Source organism: Desulfatiferula olefinivorans, from assembly GCF_054657895.1.
In genome coordinates this window covers 146,858-161,823 of the sequence record NZ_BAAHXV010000003.1, presented here as the reverse complement: position 1 = coordinate 161,823, position 14,966 = coordinate 146,858, and the positions used below count along the sequence as shown (strand labels likewise).

At 56.1% G+C, this 14,966-nt stretch carries 11 protein-coding genes; 1 reads left to right on the top strand and 10 read right to left on the bottom strand.

Going from position 1 to position 14,966, the window contains the following annotated elements; genetic code table 11:
• Position 1: 1 nt before the first annotated feature.
• Positions 2–1,615: a fumarate hydratase gene (locus tag ACYQ11_RS03870; RefSeq protein ID WP_459922429.1), complete on the top strand. Its 1,614-nt coding sequence runs from the start codon at positions 2–4 to the stop codon at positions 1,613–1,615.
• Between the two features lie 7 nt (positions 1,616–1,622).
• Here the strand turns inward: ACYQ11_RS03870 and ACYQ11_RS03865 are convergent, their stop codons facing one another.
• The 10 genes from ACYQ11_RS03865 to pheA form a co-directional block, all read right to left on the bottom strand.
• Positions 1,623–2,999 (bottom strand): PP2C family protein-serine/threonine phosphatase, encoded by a 1,377-nt coding sequence (locus tag ACYQ11_RS03865; RefSeq protein ID WP_459922428.1) that lies wholly within the window; start codon positions 2,997–2,999, stop codon positions 1,623–1,625.
• Between the two features lie 349 nt (positions 3,000–3,348).
• Positions 3,349–3,726 carry a response regulator gene (locus ACYQ11_RS03860; RefSeq protein WP_459922427.1) on the bottom strand — a complete coding sequence of 126 codons (378 nt, stop codon included), beginning with the start codon at positions 3,724–3,726 and terminating at the stop codon, positions 3,349–3,351.
• Positions 3,719–6,679 carry a PAS domain S-box protein gene (locus ACYQ11_RS03855; RefSeq protein ID WP_459922426.1) on the bottom strand — a complete coding sequence of 987 codons (2,961 nt, stop codon included), beginning with the start codon at positions 6,677–6,679 and terminating at the stop codon, positions 3,719–3,721. The genes ACYQ11_RS03860 and ACYQ11_RS03855 overlap by 8 nt, the downstream gene beginning before the upstream one ends.
• Positions 6,680–7,107: 428 nt before the next feature.
• Positions 7,108–8,811: a long-chain-fatty-acid--CoA ligase gene (locus ACYQ11_RS03850; RefSeq protein ID WP_459922425.1), complete on the bottom strand. Its 1,704-nt coding sequence runs from the start codon at positions 8,809–8,811 to the stop codon at positions 7,108–7,110.
• Between the two features lie 340 nt (positions 8,812–9,151).
• Complete coding sequence (locus ACYQ11_RS03845) at positions 9,152–10,012, bottom strand: prephenate dehydrogenase/arogenate dehydrogenase family protein (RefSeq protein WP_459922424.1); 861 nt, start codon at positions 10,010–10,012, stop codon at positions 9,152–9,154.
• The gene (gene aroC, locus ACYQ11_RS03840) at positions 10,009–11,061 is read right to left on the bottom strand and encodes a chorismate synthase (protein ID WP_459922423.1); all 1,053 of its coding nucleotides are present in this window, start codon (positions 11,059–11,061) and stop codon (positions 10,009–10,011) included. The genes ACYQ11_RS03845 and aroC overlap by 4 nt, the downstream gene beginning before the upstream one ends.
• 132 nt (positions 11,062–11,193) lie before the next feature.
• A complete protein-coding gene (aroL, locus tag ACYQ11_RS03835) occupies positions 11,194–11,709 on the bottom strand; it encodes a shikimate kinase AroL (protein ID WP_459922422.1) in 516 nt (171 codons plus the stop codon).
• Positions 11,706–12,965: a 3-phosphoshikimate 1-carboxyvinyltransferase gene (gene aroA / locus ACYQ11_RS03830; RefSeq protein ID WP_459922421.1), complete on the bottom strand. Its 1,260-nt coding sequence runs from the start codon at positions 12,963–12,965 to the stop codon at positions 11,706–11,708. The genes aroL and aroA overlap by 4 nt, the downstream gene beginning before the upstream one ends.
• A 50-nt stretch (positions 12,966–13,015) precedes the next feature.
• Positions 13,016–13,843 (bottom strand): shikimate dehydrogenase, encoded by an 828-nt coding sequence (locus ACYQ11_RS03825; RefSeq protein ID WP_459922420.1) that lies wholly within the window; start codon positions 13,841–13,843, stop codon positions 13,016–13,018.
• Positions 13,840–14,964 (bottom strand): prephenate dehydratase, encoded by a 1,125-nt coding sequence (pheA, locus tag ACYQ11_RS03820; protein WP_459922419.1) that lies wholly within the window; start codon positions 14,962–14,964, stop codon positions 13,840–13,842. Before pheA ends, ACYQ11_RS03825 begins: the two co-directional genes overlap by 4 nt.
• Positions 14,965–14,966: the final 2 nt, after the last annotated feature.

Sequence of the window (14,966 nt, the reverse complement as noted above, 5' to 3'; positions counted from 1 at the left end):
CATGAAGGAATTTCACCATTATCCCGTCTTTGAACTTGGCCCGGACCTGACGCCCTATCGCCGTCTGACCCAGGACTCTGTGACCGTCAGATCCTTTGAGGGTCACGACATGATCGTCGTCGACCCATCTATCCTCGAACATCTGGCCCGGGAAGCGTTCAGGGATGTGTCCCATCTGCTCAGGCCCTCCCATCTCAACCAGTTGTCCGGGATCCTGAGTGATCCGGAGGCCTCGTTCAACGACCGGTTTGTGGCTCTGGAGATGATCAAGAACGCCGTCATTTCGGCCGAAGGCCGGTTCCCCATGTGCCAGGACACCGGCACCGCCATCGTCATGGGGAAAAAAGGACAGCAGATATGGACGGGTGCAGACGACGAGGCGGCTCTTACGAAGGGCGTATTCGACGCTTATCAAACCCACAACCTGCGCTATTCCCAGAACACGCCCCTGTCCATGTATGCGGAAAAAAATACCGGCGACAACCTGCCCGCTCAGATCGACATCCAGGCCGTACCGGGTGACGACTACCGCTTTCTGTTCATCGCCAAAGGCGGCGGATCGGCCAACAAGACCTTCCTCTTCCAGGAAACCAAGGCCCTTTTGAACCCCGACAGCCTGACCCGGTTCATGAAGGAAAAAATGATCGCCCTGGGCACGGCGGCCTGCCCGCCCTATCACCTGGTGTTCGTCATCGGGGGGACCTCGGCGGAAATGACCTTGAAAACCGTCAAGCTGGCCTCGGCCGGTTATCTGGATACCCTGCCCACAACGGGCGGCCAGTGGGGACAGGCGTTCCGGGACCTGGACCTGGAAGAGGTCGTGATGCGGATTTCACGGGATCTGGGCATCGGCGCCCAGTTCGGGGGAAAGTATTTCTGTCTGGACGCCCGGGTGATCCGCCTTCCCCGTCACGGTGCGTCCTGCCCGGTGGGTGTGGGCGTCAGCTGCGCCGCAGATCGCAACATCAAAGGCAAGATCACCCGGGACGGCATTTTCCTCGAACAGCTTGAAACCGATCCGGCCCGGTATCTGCCTGAAATCGATATCGCCCAGGATCAGGCGGTTTCCATCGATCTGGACCGGCCCATGGCTGAGATCCGGGCCGATCTGTCAAAGCTTCCCGTGGAAACGCCCCTGCTGCTCACCGGCAACATCGTGGTGGCCCGGGACATCGCCCACGCCAAGCTCAAGGAAGCCCTGGACCGGGGCGAAGGTCTGCCTGATTTCGTCAAAAACCACATCATCTATTACGCGGGCCCGGCCAAGACCCCCGAAGGCATGCCGTCCGGTTCCTTCGGTCCCACCACCGCCGCCCGCATGGATCCTTACGTTCCCCTGTTCCAGAAAGAGGGCGCCTCTCTGGTGATGCTGGCCAAGGGCAACAGATCTCAGGCCGTCACCGATTCATGCAAAACCCACGGCGGCTTCTACCTGGGTTCCATCGGGGGCCCCGGTGCGCGCCTGGGCAAAGACTGCATCACCAAGGTCGAGGTCATCGCCTACCCCGAACTGGGCATGGAAGCCGTTTTCATGATCCGTGTCAAGGATTTCCCCGCCTTCATCCTGGTCGACGACAAGGGCAACGACTTTTTCAACCGGTTCAAGGCGCTTTGATTGGACGTTAGACGCGGAATCCGATCAGGGTGATATCATCGACCTGCTGTTGATCACCCTGATAGGTCTGCAAGGCATTCAAAAAAATGCTCCGCTGCTCGTTGAAGGGCAGACCGTGATGGGCCATGATCAGCTGTTTGAATCGATCGGTCCCGAAACGCCGGCGTTTTTCCCCGCCCAATTGATCTGTAAATCCATCTGTTTTCATGTAAAACGTGCAGCGTTCACCTGCGTCTATAACATAATTTGTGAAATCGTAATCATCATCCGAGTCTTTGTAGCCAATGCTCTGTTTGTCCCCGTTTTCTCGGTAAACCGTCCCGTTCTTTACATAAAATAGTGCGATCCGGGCGCCGGCATAGGTCACTTTCTTATTGGATGGATCAATAATGCAAATGCATGCGTCGAGGCCGTCATCGGCGTCATTGTCATAATGATTGTGAAGGACGTGTTTCACCGCCCTGTTCAGGCGTTTCAGTATTTCAGACGGCTCACGGCAGGCCTCGTCCATGATGATTTTTCTGATTTCAGAATAAACGATCATGGTCAAAAACGCACCGGGAACGCCGTGGCCCGTACAATCCATCAGACAGACAATCGAGTACGACGGATTGGTGTATGTGTAAAAAATATCGCCCCCGACAATATCTTTGGGCATCCAGATAAACATACTGTCCGGACTGATGGCCTTGATTCTTTCAATCCCCGGCAGCAGGGACCGCTGAATCAGTTCTGCATACCGTATGCTTTCCATCATCTTTTCGTTGTGGGCTTTCAGTTCCGCATGTGTTTTTTTGAGTGATTCGCCGTGTTTTTTAATCTGCTTTTGTTGCTCCTGCATTTTATTTGACATGTACGCAATAAAAACACAGACGGGAACAAAAATAAGAATGTAAAGCACCTCATTCAAAAACGAGCCTGGCTGTGCAGTGTAATAGATTCCGATATAGGATGCGGAAAGATAGATGAACGCGGTAAAAAGGATCGTAAAAAGTGAGACAATGAGATTCGACTGGATGAACACGAACATCAGTATGACCTGGCAACCGATGAGAACAAGATACCGTTTGTCTCCCATTTCATAAATAATATAGGCAGAGATCAAAATGCAGACCACGGACTGATAATGAAGAATAAAAAAAATGTAGGCTTTTGTGATTTGTTTTTTCAAACGAATCATGGCAAGTGCCGACGTGCTGCACGCCATGAACGCCAGATAGCACAGCTTGATTGCAGTATAATCGTAACCCGAAGGCCCCAGAGCCTTTGCCAGGTAAATGACCCCGAAAGAAAATTGATAGGCAAGCATGGCCAGGATTGTGTAAACGAACAAATTGCGACGTCTGCGATTATTGACATAATCCTGCAGTTCGGTCTGGCCCATCGTTTCCCCCCACTATCCAACGCATCAATTCAACAAAACCATGTGACAGCGGCCTCGGGGTTCCAAAGCATGGCGTATCGAAAAACCTGCGGCGCCGCGTTCTCTTGCGATCGTAAAAAAACAAATTATAACCGATACTTACCACACAAAAAATAAGGAGACAAGAAATAAGGATCAAGGGTAAGATTCATTGATCCTCAGGGGCATTTTGATTCGATTCCGGTTTGAACGATGCTGTGAAGCCGGACGCCGTTGGGGATAATACTGGGCGGAGTGATGCAACAATCATTATTGATCATCCGTATCGGGCAGGCGAAAGGAAGGTGTTACACATCGTTGACAAAGGTTTTCATCCCTCCTCTTTTTCTCCGAGCAGATCTCTTATTTTTTGAAGAATGTCGTCTTTTCGAAAGGGTTTTTCAAAAGAAAGTTCCACGCCGAGTTTGTCGGCGATATCGAGGCCGATGTGGCCGAGGCGCCCGTGACCGGTCATGGCGATAATTTTTTTCCCGGGATAATCCTTGCGGATTTTCATGATGGTTTCGACGCCCTCCATCACCGGCATGATAATATCGGTGATCACCAGGTCCGGATCATGTTCCGCAAGCACCTTCAGACCCTCGCGTCCGTTGGACGCCGTATAAACCGTATAACCGGCCTTTTCAAGAATGACTCGGAAAAGACGGCAGCTTGAATCTTCATCATCGATCACGAGAATACTATGCATGGTCAGCTCCTTTGGCGTCGTCTAAAACCCTTCGTATCACATTGGCGATATCCGCCTTGAGAACAGGTTTGTGGGCAAAGGCCTTGATACCGATCTGCCTGGCCCGTTCCGGGGAAATCTTATGGTTGTATCCCGTACAGAGAATAATCGGGATATCGCTTCGGATCTTGATCATTTCCATGGCCAGGGTGTCTCCGGTCATCAGGGGCATGGTCATGTCCGTGATAACCAAATCGAATTCCCCGGCCTTCTCTTTGAACAGCATAAGGGCATCCATGCTGTCCGTGCGCATTTCCACCTGATAGCCCAAACGCTCCAGCACCTGGGTGCCGATCCGGGCAATGGCGTACTCATCATCCACAAACAAAATCCGTTCATTCCCCTGAGGCAGAGCATCCGGGCTCCTGTCCGCAAGATCCACCACGCCGCTGTCGGTAATCGGCAGATAGACAGTGAAGGTCGAGCCTTCACCGGGGGTGCTGACGACCGTAATCGCCCCTTCGTACCGCTCGACAATGCCGTGGACGATGGACAAGCCCATACCCGATCCCTGACCGACCTCGCGGGTGGTGAAGTAGGGTTGAAAAATCCGGCTCGAAACCGAGGCGTCCATCCCGACACCGGTATCGGTCACGGTCAGAACCAGAGTAGGCCCCGATTTCACCGTCACCGCAGGTCCCAGACCTTTTTCGTCGACAAAGGTTTCCCTGAGGGTCACCGTCAAAACACCGCCCCTGTCTTCCATGGCCTGAACGGCATTGGTGAACAAACTCATGAAAATCTGGTGAACCTCGCCGGCGCTGCCCATGATCAGGGCCTCGCTCTTGATATCATGATGAATGGTGATGGTGCTGGGCGTGGATGACCGGATGAATTTGACGGCCTCCCTGGCAATGGGTCCCACCTGAATGGGCTTGACTTTTTCATCGGACTGGCGGGCAAAAGTCAGGATCTGCTTGACCAGCCCCCTGGCCCGATTGGCGGCGGAAAAGATTTCCTGGAGGTAGATCCCCACCTCCGTCTCTTCATCGACATCGTCCATGGACAGTTCGGTAAAACCGATGATCGACGAAAGAATATTGTTGAAATCGTGGGCGATACCGCCGGCCAACGTTCCAATGGCTTCCATTCTCTGGGCATTCTTTATCTGTTCTTCGGCGCGCTTCCTGCCGGTCATGTCCACCATCAGGCCGGTGATACCCACCGCTTTGCCGCTCTGGTAAACGGCACGGCTGGACAGACGAACAAACCGGGTATCCCCTCGTTTATCCAGAACCCGGCATTCGTAGGAATCGTCGTACCCGGCCAGGGTTCCGGCCAGCATTTTTTTCAGCTCGTCGGCATCGTCCGGATGAGCCAATGTCGCAAAATCACGGCCGAGAAGCTCCTCGAACGAATAACCGTAGGCGCTGACGGCCGGGCTGACATACTGAAACCGCCCCTCCCGGTCCAGATAGAACACCACGTCATTGAGATTTTCAACCAGATTCCGATACTGCTGTTTGGAGCGCTCGAAATCCCGATGGACCCGAATCCGTTCCAGGGCCACCAGGGCGGCCTCGGCCAGGGCCTGCAGGATCTGGCGGTCCTCCCTTGTGGGAAGATGATAGCTTGACCAGTAAGCCCCCAACGTGCCCACCGCATCGGGGCGTCCGATGGGAATCACCAGAAGGCTGGTCAGATCGGGAGGGCAGTCTCTGCCCCGGGTCAACGGATGATCCCGGGAAATATCCCCAAGATCGACGGCCTGCCCATGTGTCATGACCCAGTCGCTGATCCAGACGCAATCAAACGATTCATCCGGAGCGGACACGCAGGCCCCCCCGTTTAACATACAACTCGAACGATCCGAATCCAAAAGTTCGCGAGCCGCATGACCGACGATCTCACCAATACTCTGTTCATCGGCGATCAGGGACAGATCCTGAACGACCCGGGTCAACCGCGCAAGGCGACTGTTCAGGCGATAAATATTTTCCTCGGCCTCTTTTTTGGCGAGAAACATGGCGATATTGTCCGCCATCCATCGGAGCTGGGCCACCCGTTCAGGAGAAAACCGATCTTTTCGCCTGTCGCAGAAGTGAAGAAGGCCAAAGGTTGTCTCGCGGGATCTGAGCGGTATCAGAGCTACGGATTCATAGCCCATTTTATTGCAATGATTACGAAGCCCCCGGGTGAACACCGACGCCTGATTCCGGGCCATAAACTCGGTGGTCGAATTGGTCCGAAAACTGCCGTCCGCCGTAAAAAAATCTTCGGTGCTGTCGTATCGTCCCTGAATCACGTTGCCGCACATGCACTCCATCACCGGGACCCCTTTCTCATCCCTGATGATCCGGCCGTGATCATCCAGGCGGCAAAGCCTGCTTTCCTGCCGAACGAAGGGCTCGGGGAAGCCACAGGCGGCTGCGTAGGGAAAATCGTCCCCTTCTCTGATCCGGATACCCACCGCTTCACAGCCCGACCATGTTTTCATTACCGGAACAAGCGATCGGAAAAACTGATTACGATCGTCGGCCCGGTTGATCAGATCCAGCAGGTCCACCATGTTCGACCGGTTCTGTTCAATCTGCTTGCGGGCGCTGATGTCGATGGACAGAACCAGAACCCCATTCGGAACCGGTTCGAAACGAATCTCGAACCAGCTCGTGGCGCCGTCGTCGTACGTGAACGCGTTTTCCATGACCCCGGGAACCCGATCGGTCAGACAACGTTTAAGAACCGCATACATTTCGGTCTTCTCGATACCCGGATAGCATTCACCGAGGGTCCGTCCAAGCAGGGTCTCCCTGGATTTTCGTCCGTGCCGGCAGGCGGCGTCATTGAGATAAAGGTATCGCTCATCGTATCCGATAAGCTGAACCCCCTCAAGCAGCTCATGGATGATCCCGGGAAGAAGGGCCAACGCGGTGTCCTCCGGCCGCTGTTCCGGCATGGTCTGGGAATCCGTCATCGCCGTTGTCACCTTTCCCGCATCATAAAATGGATGGCTCGTTTACACGTCAAGGCCGATCAAACCGGTTCGATCTAAGCCGCATTTTGAAAAAAATGAGTATACAGAAGCGTTCGTTCAGGCACATCACGGGAGGCACCCCGTTTTTGGTATCATAGAATACTCCATAAGCCCGGGGCCTGTCAACGAAGCTGACGATTTCATCAAAAATCGTGACTGGAAATTGGCAGGGCCAAAACAGACTTCGATCCGATGAACAATTCCGGAGCGCCTTTCGACGTCACATGACGGCAAAGAAAACTAAAAAACACGACGGGCACGCATCACATGCCCCCTTTTGTCCTGTTTCGCCTGACAGAAGGAACATAGCGACGCGTGCCCGTCACCTGGAACGACTCTATTCAAACCGATGCCGAAAAGACGGGGCATCAGTTTTGTTGATTGCGCTTTTGCATTTCCTCGTGTCTCAAATCTTTTCTGAGAATTTTTCCCACATTGGTTTTGGGAAGTTCCTTGCGGAACTCAATTTCCGTGGGCAGTTTGTATTTCGCCAGATGTTTTTCGCAGAACGCGATAATCTCCTCGGCGGTTGCGGTTTCGTTTTCCTTGAGCACGATGAAGGCCTTGATGGCTTCCCCCCGATGGTGATGGGGAATGCCGATGGAACAGGCTTCCACCACCTTGGGATGTTCGTAGAGCACCTCGTCGATATCCCTGGGATAGACGTTGTAACCGCCCGAAATGATCATGTCCTTGATCCTATCCACGATGTAGAAGTACCCGTCCTCGTCCATGCGTGCGATATCGCCGGTGCGCAGCCAGCCGTCGACCAGAGCTTCGGCCGTGGCCGAAGGATTGTTGTGATAGCCCTTCATCACCTGGGGACCTTTGATCAAAAGTTCGCCGGTCTCACCCACCGGCACGTCGTTCATGCTGCCCGAAAGATCCACGATCCGGGCCAGGGTATCCGAGGCCGGTATCCCCACGCTGCCGACCTTGCGCCGGGCCGGATCGAAGGGATTCATATGGGTCACCGGACAGGTTTCCGTCATGCCGAAACCCTCGACGATCACCGCTCCGGATTTTTCCTCAAAGGCCTTGATCACCTCGACCGGCAGGGGCGCGCTGCCCGAAAAGCACCCCTTGATGCAGGAGAGGTCGGTTTTATCGATGTCCTTGTGAGCCAGCATACCGATGAACATCGTCGGAACCAGGGGCGCGAAGGTGGGTTTGAACTTGCGGATGGTTTCAAGAAGCTGTTCCGGCTGGGGCTTGGCCACGAGGATATTTCCCCAGCCCATGGCGATGGCGAAATTCATCGCCGTGGTCAGTCCGAAAATATGAAAAAACGGCAGGGCGCTCAAGGTGGTTTCCTCCCCTTTTTTGAACATGGGGAACCAGCTGACGGCCTGCTGGATCTGGCAACTGATGTTGGCATGGGTGAGCATGACGCCTTTGGAGGCTCCGGTTGTTCCGCCCGTGTACTGAAGCATGGCCACGTCCTCCCAGTCCACCGGCACATGGGAATCGAAGGCCGGATAGGTCTTGAGCATCTCCTTCCAGCGATACACCCGGTCGGCGGGTTTGACGTCGGCGGCCAGTTTTTTCTTTTTGGCGACCAGCGGAAAAAGAAGGCTTTTGGGAAAGGGCAGATAATCGCCGATGGACGTATAAATGATATCGCGGATTCCGGTCCGGGCTCTGAGATCGATCATGCGGTTGCACAAAAGATCCAGGGTGAACAACACCGTGGCCCCGGAATCGTTGAACTGATGCTCAAGCTCCCGGTCCGTATAAAGGGGGTTGTTCATCACCACCACCCCGCCGACCTTGATGGTTGCGTAATAGGCCGCCACGCAGGGAATCAGATTGGGCAGCAAAATCGCCACCCGGTCTCCTTTTTTGACGCCCAGCTGCACCAGGCAGGTGGCCATTTTGTCGATCATGGTGCCGAGCTTACGGTATGACACCGTGTACCCCTGGAAATTCAAGGCCATTTTGTCGGGAAAGTCCCGGACCGACGCATCGAGGTAGTCCGTCAAAAACAGCTTCTTGTAGTCGAGTTCAGGGGGCACTTCATCAAGATAAAACTTCAGCCATGGTTTTTCCAGATACACGCTTTGCTCGTTCATATCGACACCCTCCGTTTGGTTTTGTGTTAGGGCCCCAGGCCGGAGGCCTCCCGCATCATGTGCGCGATGGTTTCCCCAAACCACCATGATTGCCCGTCGGGCGGCAATCCGGACCTCAGGTATTGTTTCATCAGCAGGCACGGCAGGGCCGCCGCTGATGCGTATCACTCACCGGATCGAAGTAAAACGTCGGTTTGTCAAATCAGAATTGAGACGAATAAGACATGAACATTGTGCGCACAGACAAACGTGGCTTCAATAGTCATAGATGTATGGAATACGGGAGATAAAGTCAAGATGATTTTTATCAATGATTCAAAGGGGCTCGCATGATCGGCCCCTACCCGGCCGTTTTCGCCTGCTTTTTGTCGGAACAGACCACGGACCGCATGATCTTGTTGCTTTCGGAAAGGCCCGACTGGCAGAAATCCCCAAGAAACGTCCGGATATCCTGAAGAAATGAGACCGCCGTATCATGATTCCCGGAGAGCAGGGCTCCTCTGCCCTCATGCACCGACGACAGAAACAGATCAAGCACCTCTTTGACATAATGATTGCCCCCCACCAGGGTGGCGTACAGATCCAGATCCTGAGCGAACAGACGGCCGATCAGGTCGTTTTTCAGCTTGAAAATCGGGGTCGAATACGGACCGACGTCGGCGGGTGACATGTCGAGTTTCTGAAGGGTCCGGCCCATGCAGATGGTCAGAAAATGGGTCAGACCCTGGGCCACGGCCATGGCGCGATCATGGTCGGAGGGGGTCATGGTCGACACCACGGCCCCCTCGTTTTTGAATTCCTTCTCGATCCACAGGTACCAGGATTCACCCCGGGCCGGGCAGAGAATGATGTTCTGACCGGCCAGCGACTCGGTGAACGGTCCGAACATGGGATGGGTTCCCACCACCTGGGCCCGGGTGCAGGCGGCCATCTTTTCGACGATCTCTTCCTTGAGCGAGCAGAAATCCATCAGGGCCTGTTCTTCGCCGAGATGGGGACCGATCGCCTCGCAGATCTCAAGGGCCGAAGAAAGGGGCGTGCTCAGAATAATCACGTCGCTTTGACGGGCCAGATCCACATAACCAAGGTCGGTTTTCCGTCCGGCGATCAGGACCCGATGACCGGCCCTGATAAATATTTTTTCAAACAGACGGCCCATGCCGCCGGTTCCTCCGATGATGCCAAGGGTCACAGGTTTCATGAAATCGCCTTCTGTCGCAGGAGATGATCGGCCAGCACAAGCCCCGTCATGGACTCGCACACCACATTGATCCGGGGAATGGGCGACACGTCGTGCCGTCCTTCGGTTAAGACCACCGCCGGGTTATTGTCCAAGTCCACGGTATCCTGGGGCAGGGAAAGGGAGGGAATCGGTTTCACGGCCACCCGTACGACAAGGGTGTCCCCGTTGGAAATCCCCGCCAGGATGCCCCCGGCGTTGTTCGTTACAAATCCCTCGGGGGTGATGGGGTCATTGTTGACACGGCCCGTCATACGCGCCGCGTCGAAGCCCGATCCGATTTCCACGCCCTTGATCGCGCCGATACTCATCAGGCCCTTGGCCAGATCCGCATCGAGCTTGTCGAAGACCGGGTCACCCAGCCCGCGGGGAACCCCGGTGGCGATAATCTCGACGATGCCTCCGATGGAGTCGCCTTCGGCCTTGACCTCTGCGGCCCGTATCGCCATGGCTTTGGCCGCTTCGGCATCGGGGCAGAAAAACTGATTGTTGGGAATGTCGGAAAGATTCCGTTTGTCGGCCTTCACCCCACCCAGCTCGATGGTATAAGCGTAAATCCTGATCCCATGACGTTTGAGCAGCTCGAAGGCCACGGCCCCGGCTGCCACACGCCCCACGGTTTCCCGGCCCGAAGACCGTCCACCGCCCCGGTGATCCCTTATGCCGTATTTGGCCTGGTAGGTGATATCCCCGTGGCCGGGCCTGAACACGCGGGACAGGTTTGAATAATCCTTCGATTTGGCGTCGGTGTTCCGGACCATGATCATGATGGGCGTTCCCGTGGTTTTTCCGTCGAAGACCCCCGACAGAATTTCCGCCCGATCCGGCTCCTTGCGGCTGGTGCTGGTCAGGGCCTTGCCCGGCTTGCGCCGGTCCAGCACCGCCTGGATCACGGCTTCATCCAGGGGGATGTTCGGCGGGCAGCCGTCGACGACGACTCCGAGTCCCGGTCCATGGGATTCGCCCCAGGTGGTGATGCTGAACATTTTTCCAAATACGTTTCCCGGCATGTCAATCCTCGTCTATGCGTTGTCGCGCCGGCCAAAAACCCCGGCGGCGCTGTTGGTCGTTGTTCCAAATTACATTGATGGGCACAACATCGTAGGATGGGCAAAGCGCAGCGTGCCCATCAGGCTCTTGCGTCAAAGGCCCTGCCCTGCGATCTCCCGGCAGATATCATCGATGGACCGTCCGTCGGTGTCCACCGCCATATCCATGGCCGCCGTGTAAAGGGGCGTCCGCTCGTTCAAAACGGTTTCGATTTCACGGATCGCGCCCTGATCGGTCAGGCCCGGACGCTGGTCTCCGGTCACCGAATCATTTTCCATGCGACGGGCGATGGTCAACACGGAGGCTTTGAGCCAGACGACCCTGCCCGTCTTTTTCATGATGTCCCGGTTTACGTCCCTCAGGATCACACCGCCCCCGGTGGCCACGACCTGACGGTTTTTTTCGGACAGACGCTTTAACACCGCGCTTTCCCGATCCCTGAAATCCTCCCAGCCGAAACGGGCAACGATCTCGGCCACACTCATCCCCGCCTCGTCAACCAGAAGCCGGTCGGCATCGACAAAGGACCAGCCGAGCATGTCGGCCAGGTTCCGCCCCACACTGGTCTTTCCCGTGCACCGGTATCCGGTCAGATAAAGATTGCTCATGCGTAAAGCCCTTCGAACACCTCCCAGAAATTGGGAAAGGATTTCTTCACGCAGCCCGGATCACGGATGACCACCCCGGGGACCCGAAGACCCGATATGGCAAAACACATGGCCATGCGATGATCGTCATAGGTTTCGATGTGTGCCCCCACATGGCTGCCCCCCCGGATGATCAGGCCGGAATCCGTGGCCCTGGCGTCGATGCCCATCTTGATCAACTCGATGGCCACACAGTTCAGTCGGTCGCATTCCTTTTCCTTGAGATGGGCCACGTTGGTGATTTCCGTGGTGCCTTCGGCGAAGGAGGCCACCACGGCCAGGGTGGGCACGATATCGGGCATGCTTTCCATGTCTACGGAAACCGCCTTGAGGGGCCCGCCCGTGACGGCGATGCCGTCATCCTCATAGGAGACCGAGCAGCCCATCCGCTCAAGCACCCGGGCGAATTTCACGTCGCCCTGGCGGGACGTTTCACGGATATTCCGGACCTTGATGGTTTTTCCGGTGACGGCGGCGGCGCCCCAGAAATAACCGGCCTGGGAGCAGTCCGGCTCGACCGCGTAGTCGCCATGGGCATAAGTCTGATCGCCCGGGACATAAAACGATGCGTACCCGTCCCTCTCGACCCGAACCCCCAAACGCTGCATGATATCCACGGTCATGTCCACATAGGGTTTGGATACCAGATCCCGGATCATCCGGACGGTGATCCCCTTTTTGGTGAGCGGCGCCATCAAAAGCACCGAGGAAAGAAACTGGCTGCTCAGGCTGCAATCAAGGGCCATGTCCCCACCCTCGACGGCTCCGGCATGGATCTCGATGGGCGGACACCCCGTTCCTTTGACCGACCGGGAAAACACGCCGATCTGGGCGAGACCGTCCATCAAATCCTGAATGGGCCTCTCCTGCATACGCGGCGTGCCGGTCAGGGTGTACACGCCCTGCCCCAGGGCCGCGACACCGGTGAGAAGCCGCATGGACGTGCCTGAATTGCCCAGGTAAATGTCCTTGTCCGCAGGTTTCAGGTTCCCACCGGAGCCTTCCACATGGAACTGATCGCCGTCATCGACGATGGACACGCCCATGGTTCTCAGGGCTTCGGCCGTCAGCAGGGTATCCTCGCTCCTCAGGCAGTTGGACAGGCGACAGGGGCCGTCGGACAGGGCCGAGGCGATCAGAATGCGGTGGGTATAACTTTTCGAACCGGGAACCATCACGTCGCAGTTCCGGATTTCCTTCGTTTTTACACTGTACATAGGTCATTCATCCTTTTTTTCAAATCAATCGGATCCGTGTCACATCGCTCTCAGGCCGAGGCCAGGGCTTCGTAAACCACCCGGCGCATCAGATCGACCGGCGCCTTTTTCCCGGTCCAGCTTTCGAACTGGGAAACACCCTGGTACACAAACATGGCAAGTCCGTCGACCGTCTTGCAGCCGGCGGCGTCGGCTTCGGCCAGAAGGCGGGTCGTCAACGGGTTGTAGACGATATCCATCACCGTCATGCCCGGCCTGAGAAAGGCCAGATCCACCGGCATGGCCGAGACGTCGGGCGTCATGCCCACCGGCGTGGCGTTGATGAATATTTCACAGGGGTGATTCGCATGCTCCGCCAGAGGATAACAATCCACGCCGAGGTCACGCGCCAGGGCGTCGCCTTCCTCTTTGATCTCGTTCAGAATGGTCAGTTTTCCCCCTTCGGCCAGAATACCAAAACCAATGGCCCGGGCCGCCCCGCCCGCTCCGGCGATCACCACGGTTTTGCCCTTGATCGGCGTCACGTCCCGGAGGGCCTGCATGGCACCCAGACAGTCCGAATTGTAACCGAAGAGGTGTCCGTCCCGGTTGACGATGGTGTTGACCGCTCCGATGGCGCGGGCCTTTTCATCGATCTCATCGAGATAATCCATGATCCGGATCTTATGGGGAATGGTCACGCTGGCCCCCCGGATCCCAAGCGCCCGGATCCCGGCCACGGCCCCGGCCGGATCCTTGACGCCGAAGGCCAGGTACACCCCGTTGTAGCCGATGGCCTCAAAGGCCGTGTTGTGCATCAACGGGCTCAGGCTGTGGGACACCGGATCACCCAGGACGCCGTAAAGACAGGTTTTCGTATTGATGGCAGATGGTTTCATATCTTTTTCAAGCCCTTCTCGTCGATGGGGTAGGACCCCAGAACCTTCATGAACAGGCACAGGTGCTTCATCACCGACAGAATTTCCTTGATCTTGGGGTCATCGAGATGCCCTTCGATGTCCATGATGAAAAAGTAGTTCCAGTTCTCGCTCTTGGTGGGGCGGGACTCGAGCTTGACCATGTTCAGTCCGGCCCGGGCCACCGGTTCCAGGGCCTTGAACAGGGCGCCGGGAACGTGGGAGGTCACGAACATGATCGAGGTCTTGTCCTTGCCGGTAAAGGGCATGTCGTCCTTGCCGATGACCAGGAACCGTGTTTCGTTTTTGGACGAATCCTCGATCCGCGATTCGACGATCTTCAGGCAGTTGACCTGGGCGGCCTTGCTGCTGGCGATGGCGGCGGCGTCTTTCCGGCCCACCGCTTTCTGGGCCGCATGGGCCGTGCTGCTGCATTCTTCGAGAATCGCGTCCGGGAGATGGCGCTGGAGCCAGTTCCGGCACTGGGCAAAGGGCTGGGGATGGGAATAAATCACCTTGATATCCCGGATATCCCCCGTTTCGGACATCAGGTCGTGAGAGATGGTCTGATACTGCTCGGCGCAAATCTTCACATCGGATTCGAACAACAGGTCCAGGGTATGATTGACCGCGCCCTCGATGGAATTCTCCACGGGAACCACCCCGTACTGGCAGGCCCCCCGTTCCACCTCGGTGAATATTTCCGTGATGTTCTTCTGGGGAACGAACCGGCCGGAATGTTTGAAATGACTGAGGGCCGCGATATGCGTGTAGGTGGCTTCGGGCCCCAGGTAGGCGATCAGAAGGGGCTTTTGAAGCTCCCGGGACGCCGACATGATCACGGAAAAAATATACTGAAGCACGGTGTTGCTGACAGGGCCCTGATTGAGTGTGCACAGCCGGTTCATGATCTCGATTTCCCGGGACTTGTCCAGAACTTTGTTATCAAAGCGCTGCTTGAGTTCACCGACCTCCTGACTGACCTTCAAACGCTTGTTGATCAGGGCGACAATGTTATCGTCGATGGAGTCGATCGTCTCCCGCAGGACCTGAAGCTTGCGCCGGTATTCGTCATCTGCCGGTTTCGTTTCGTAAGTGGTCATGG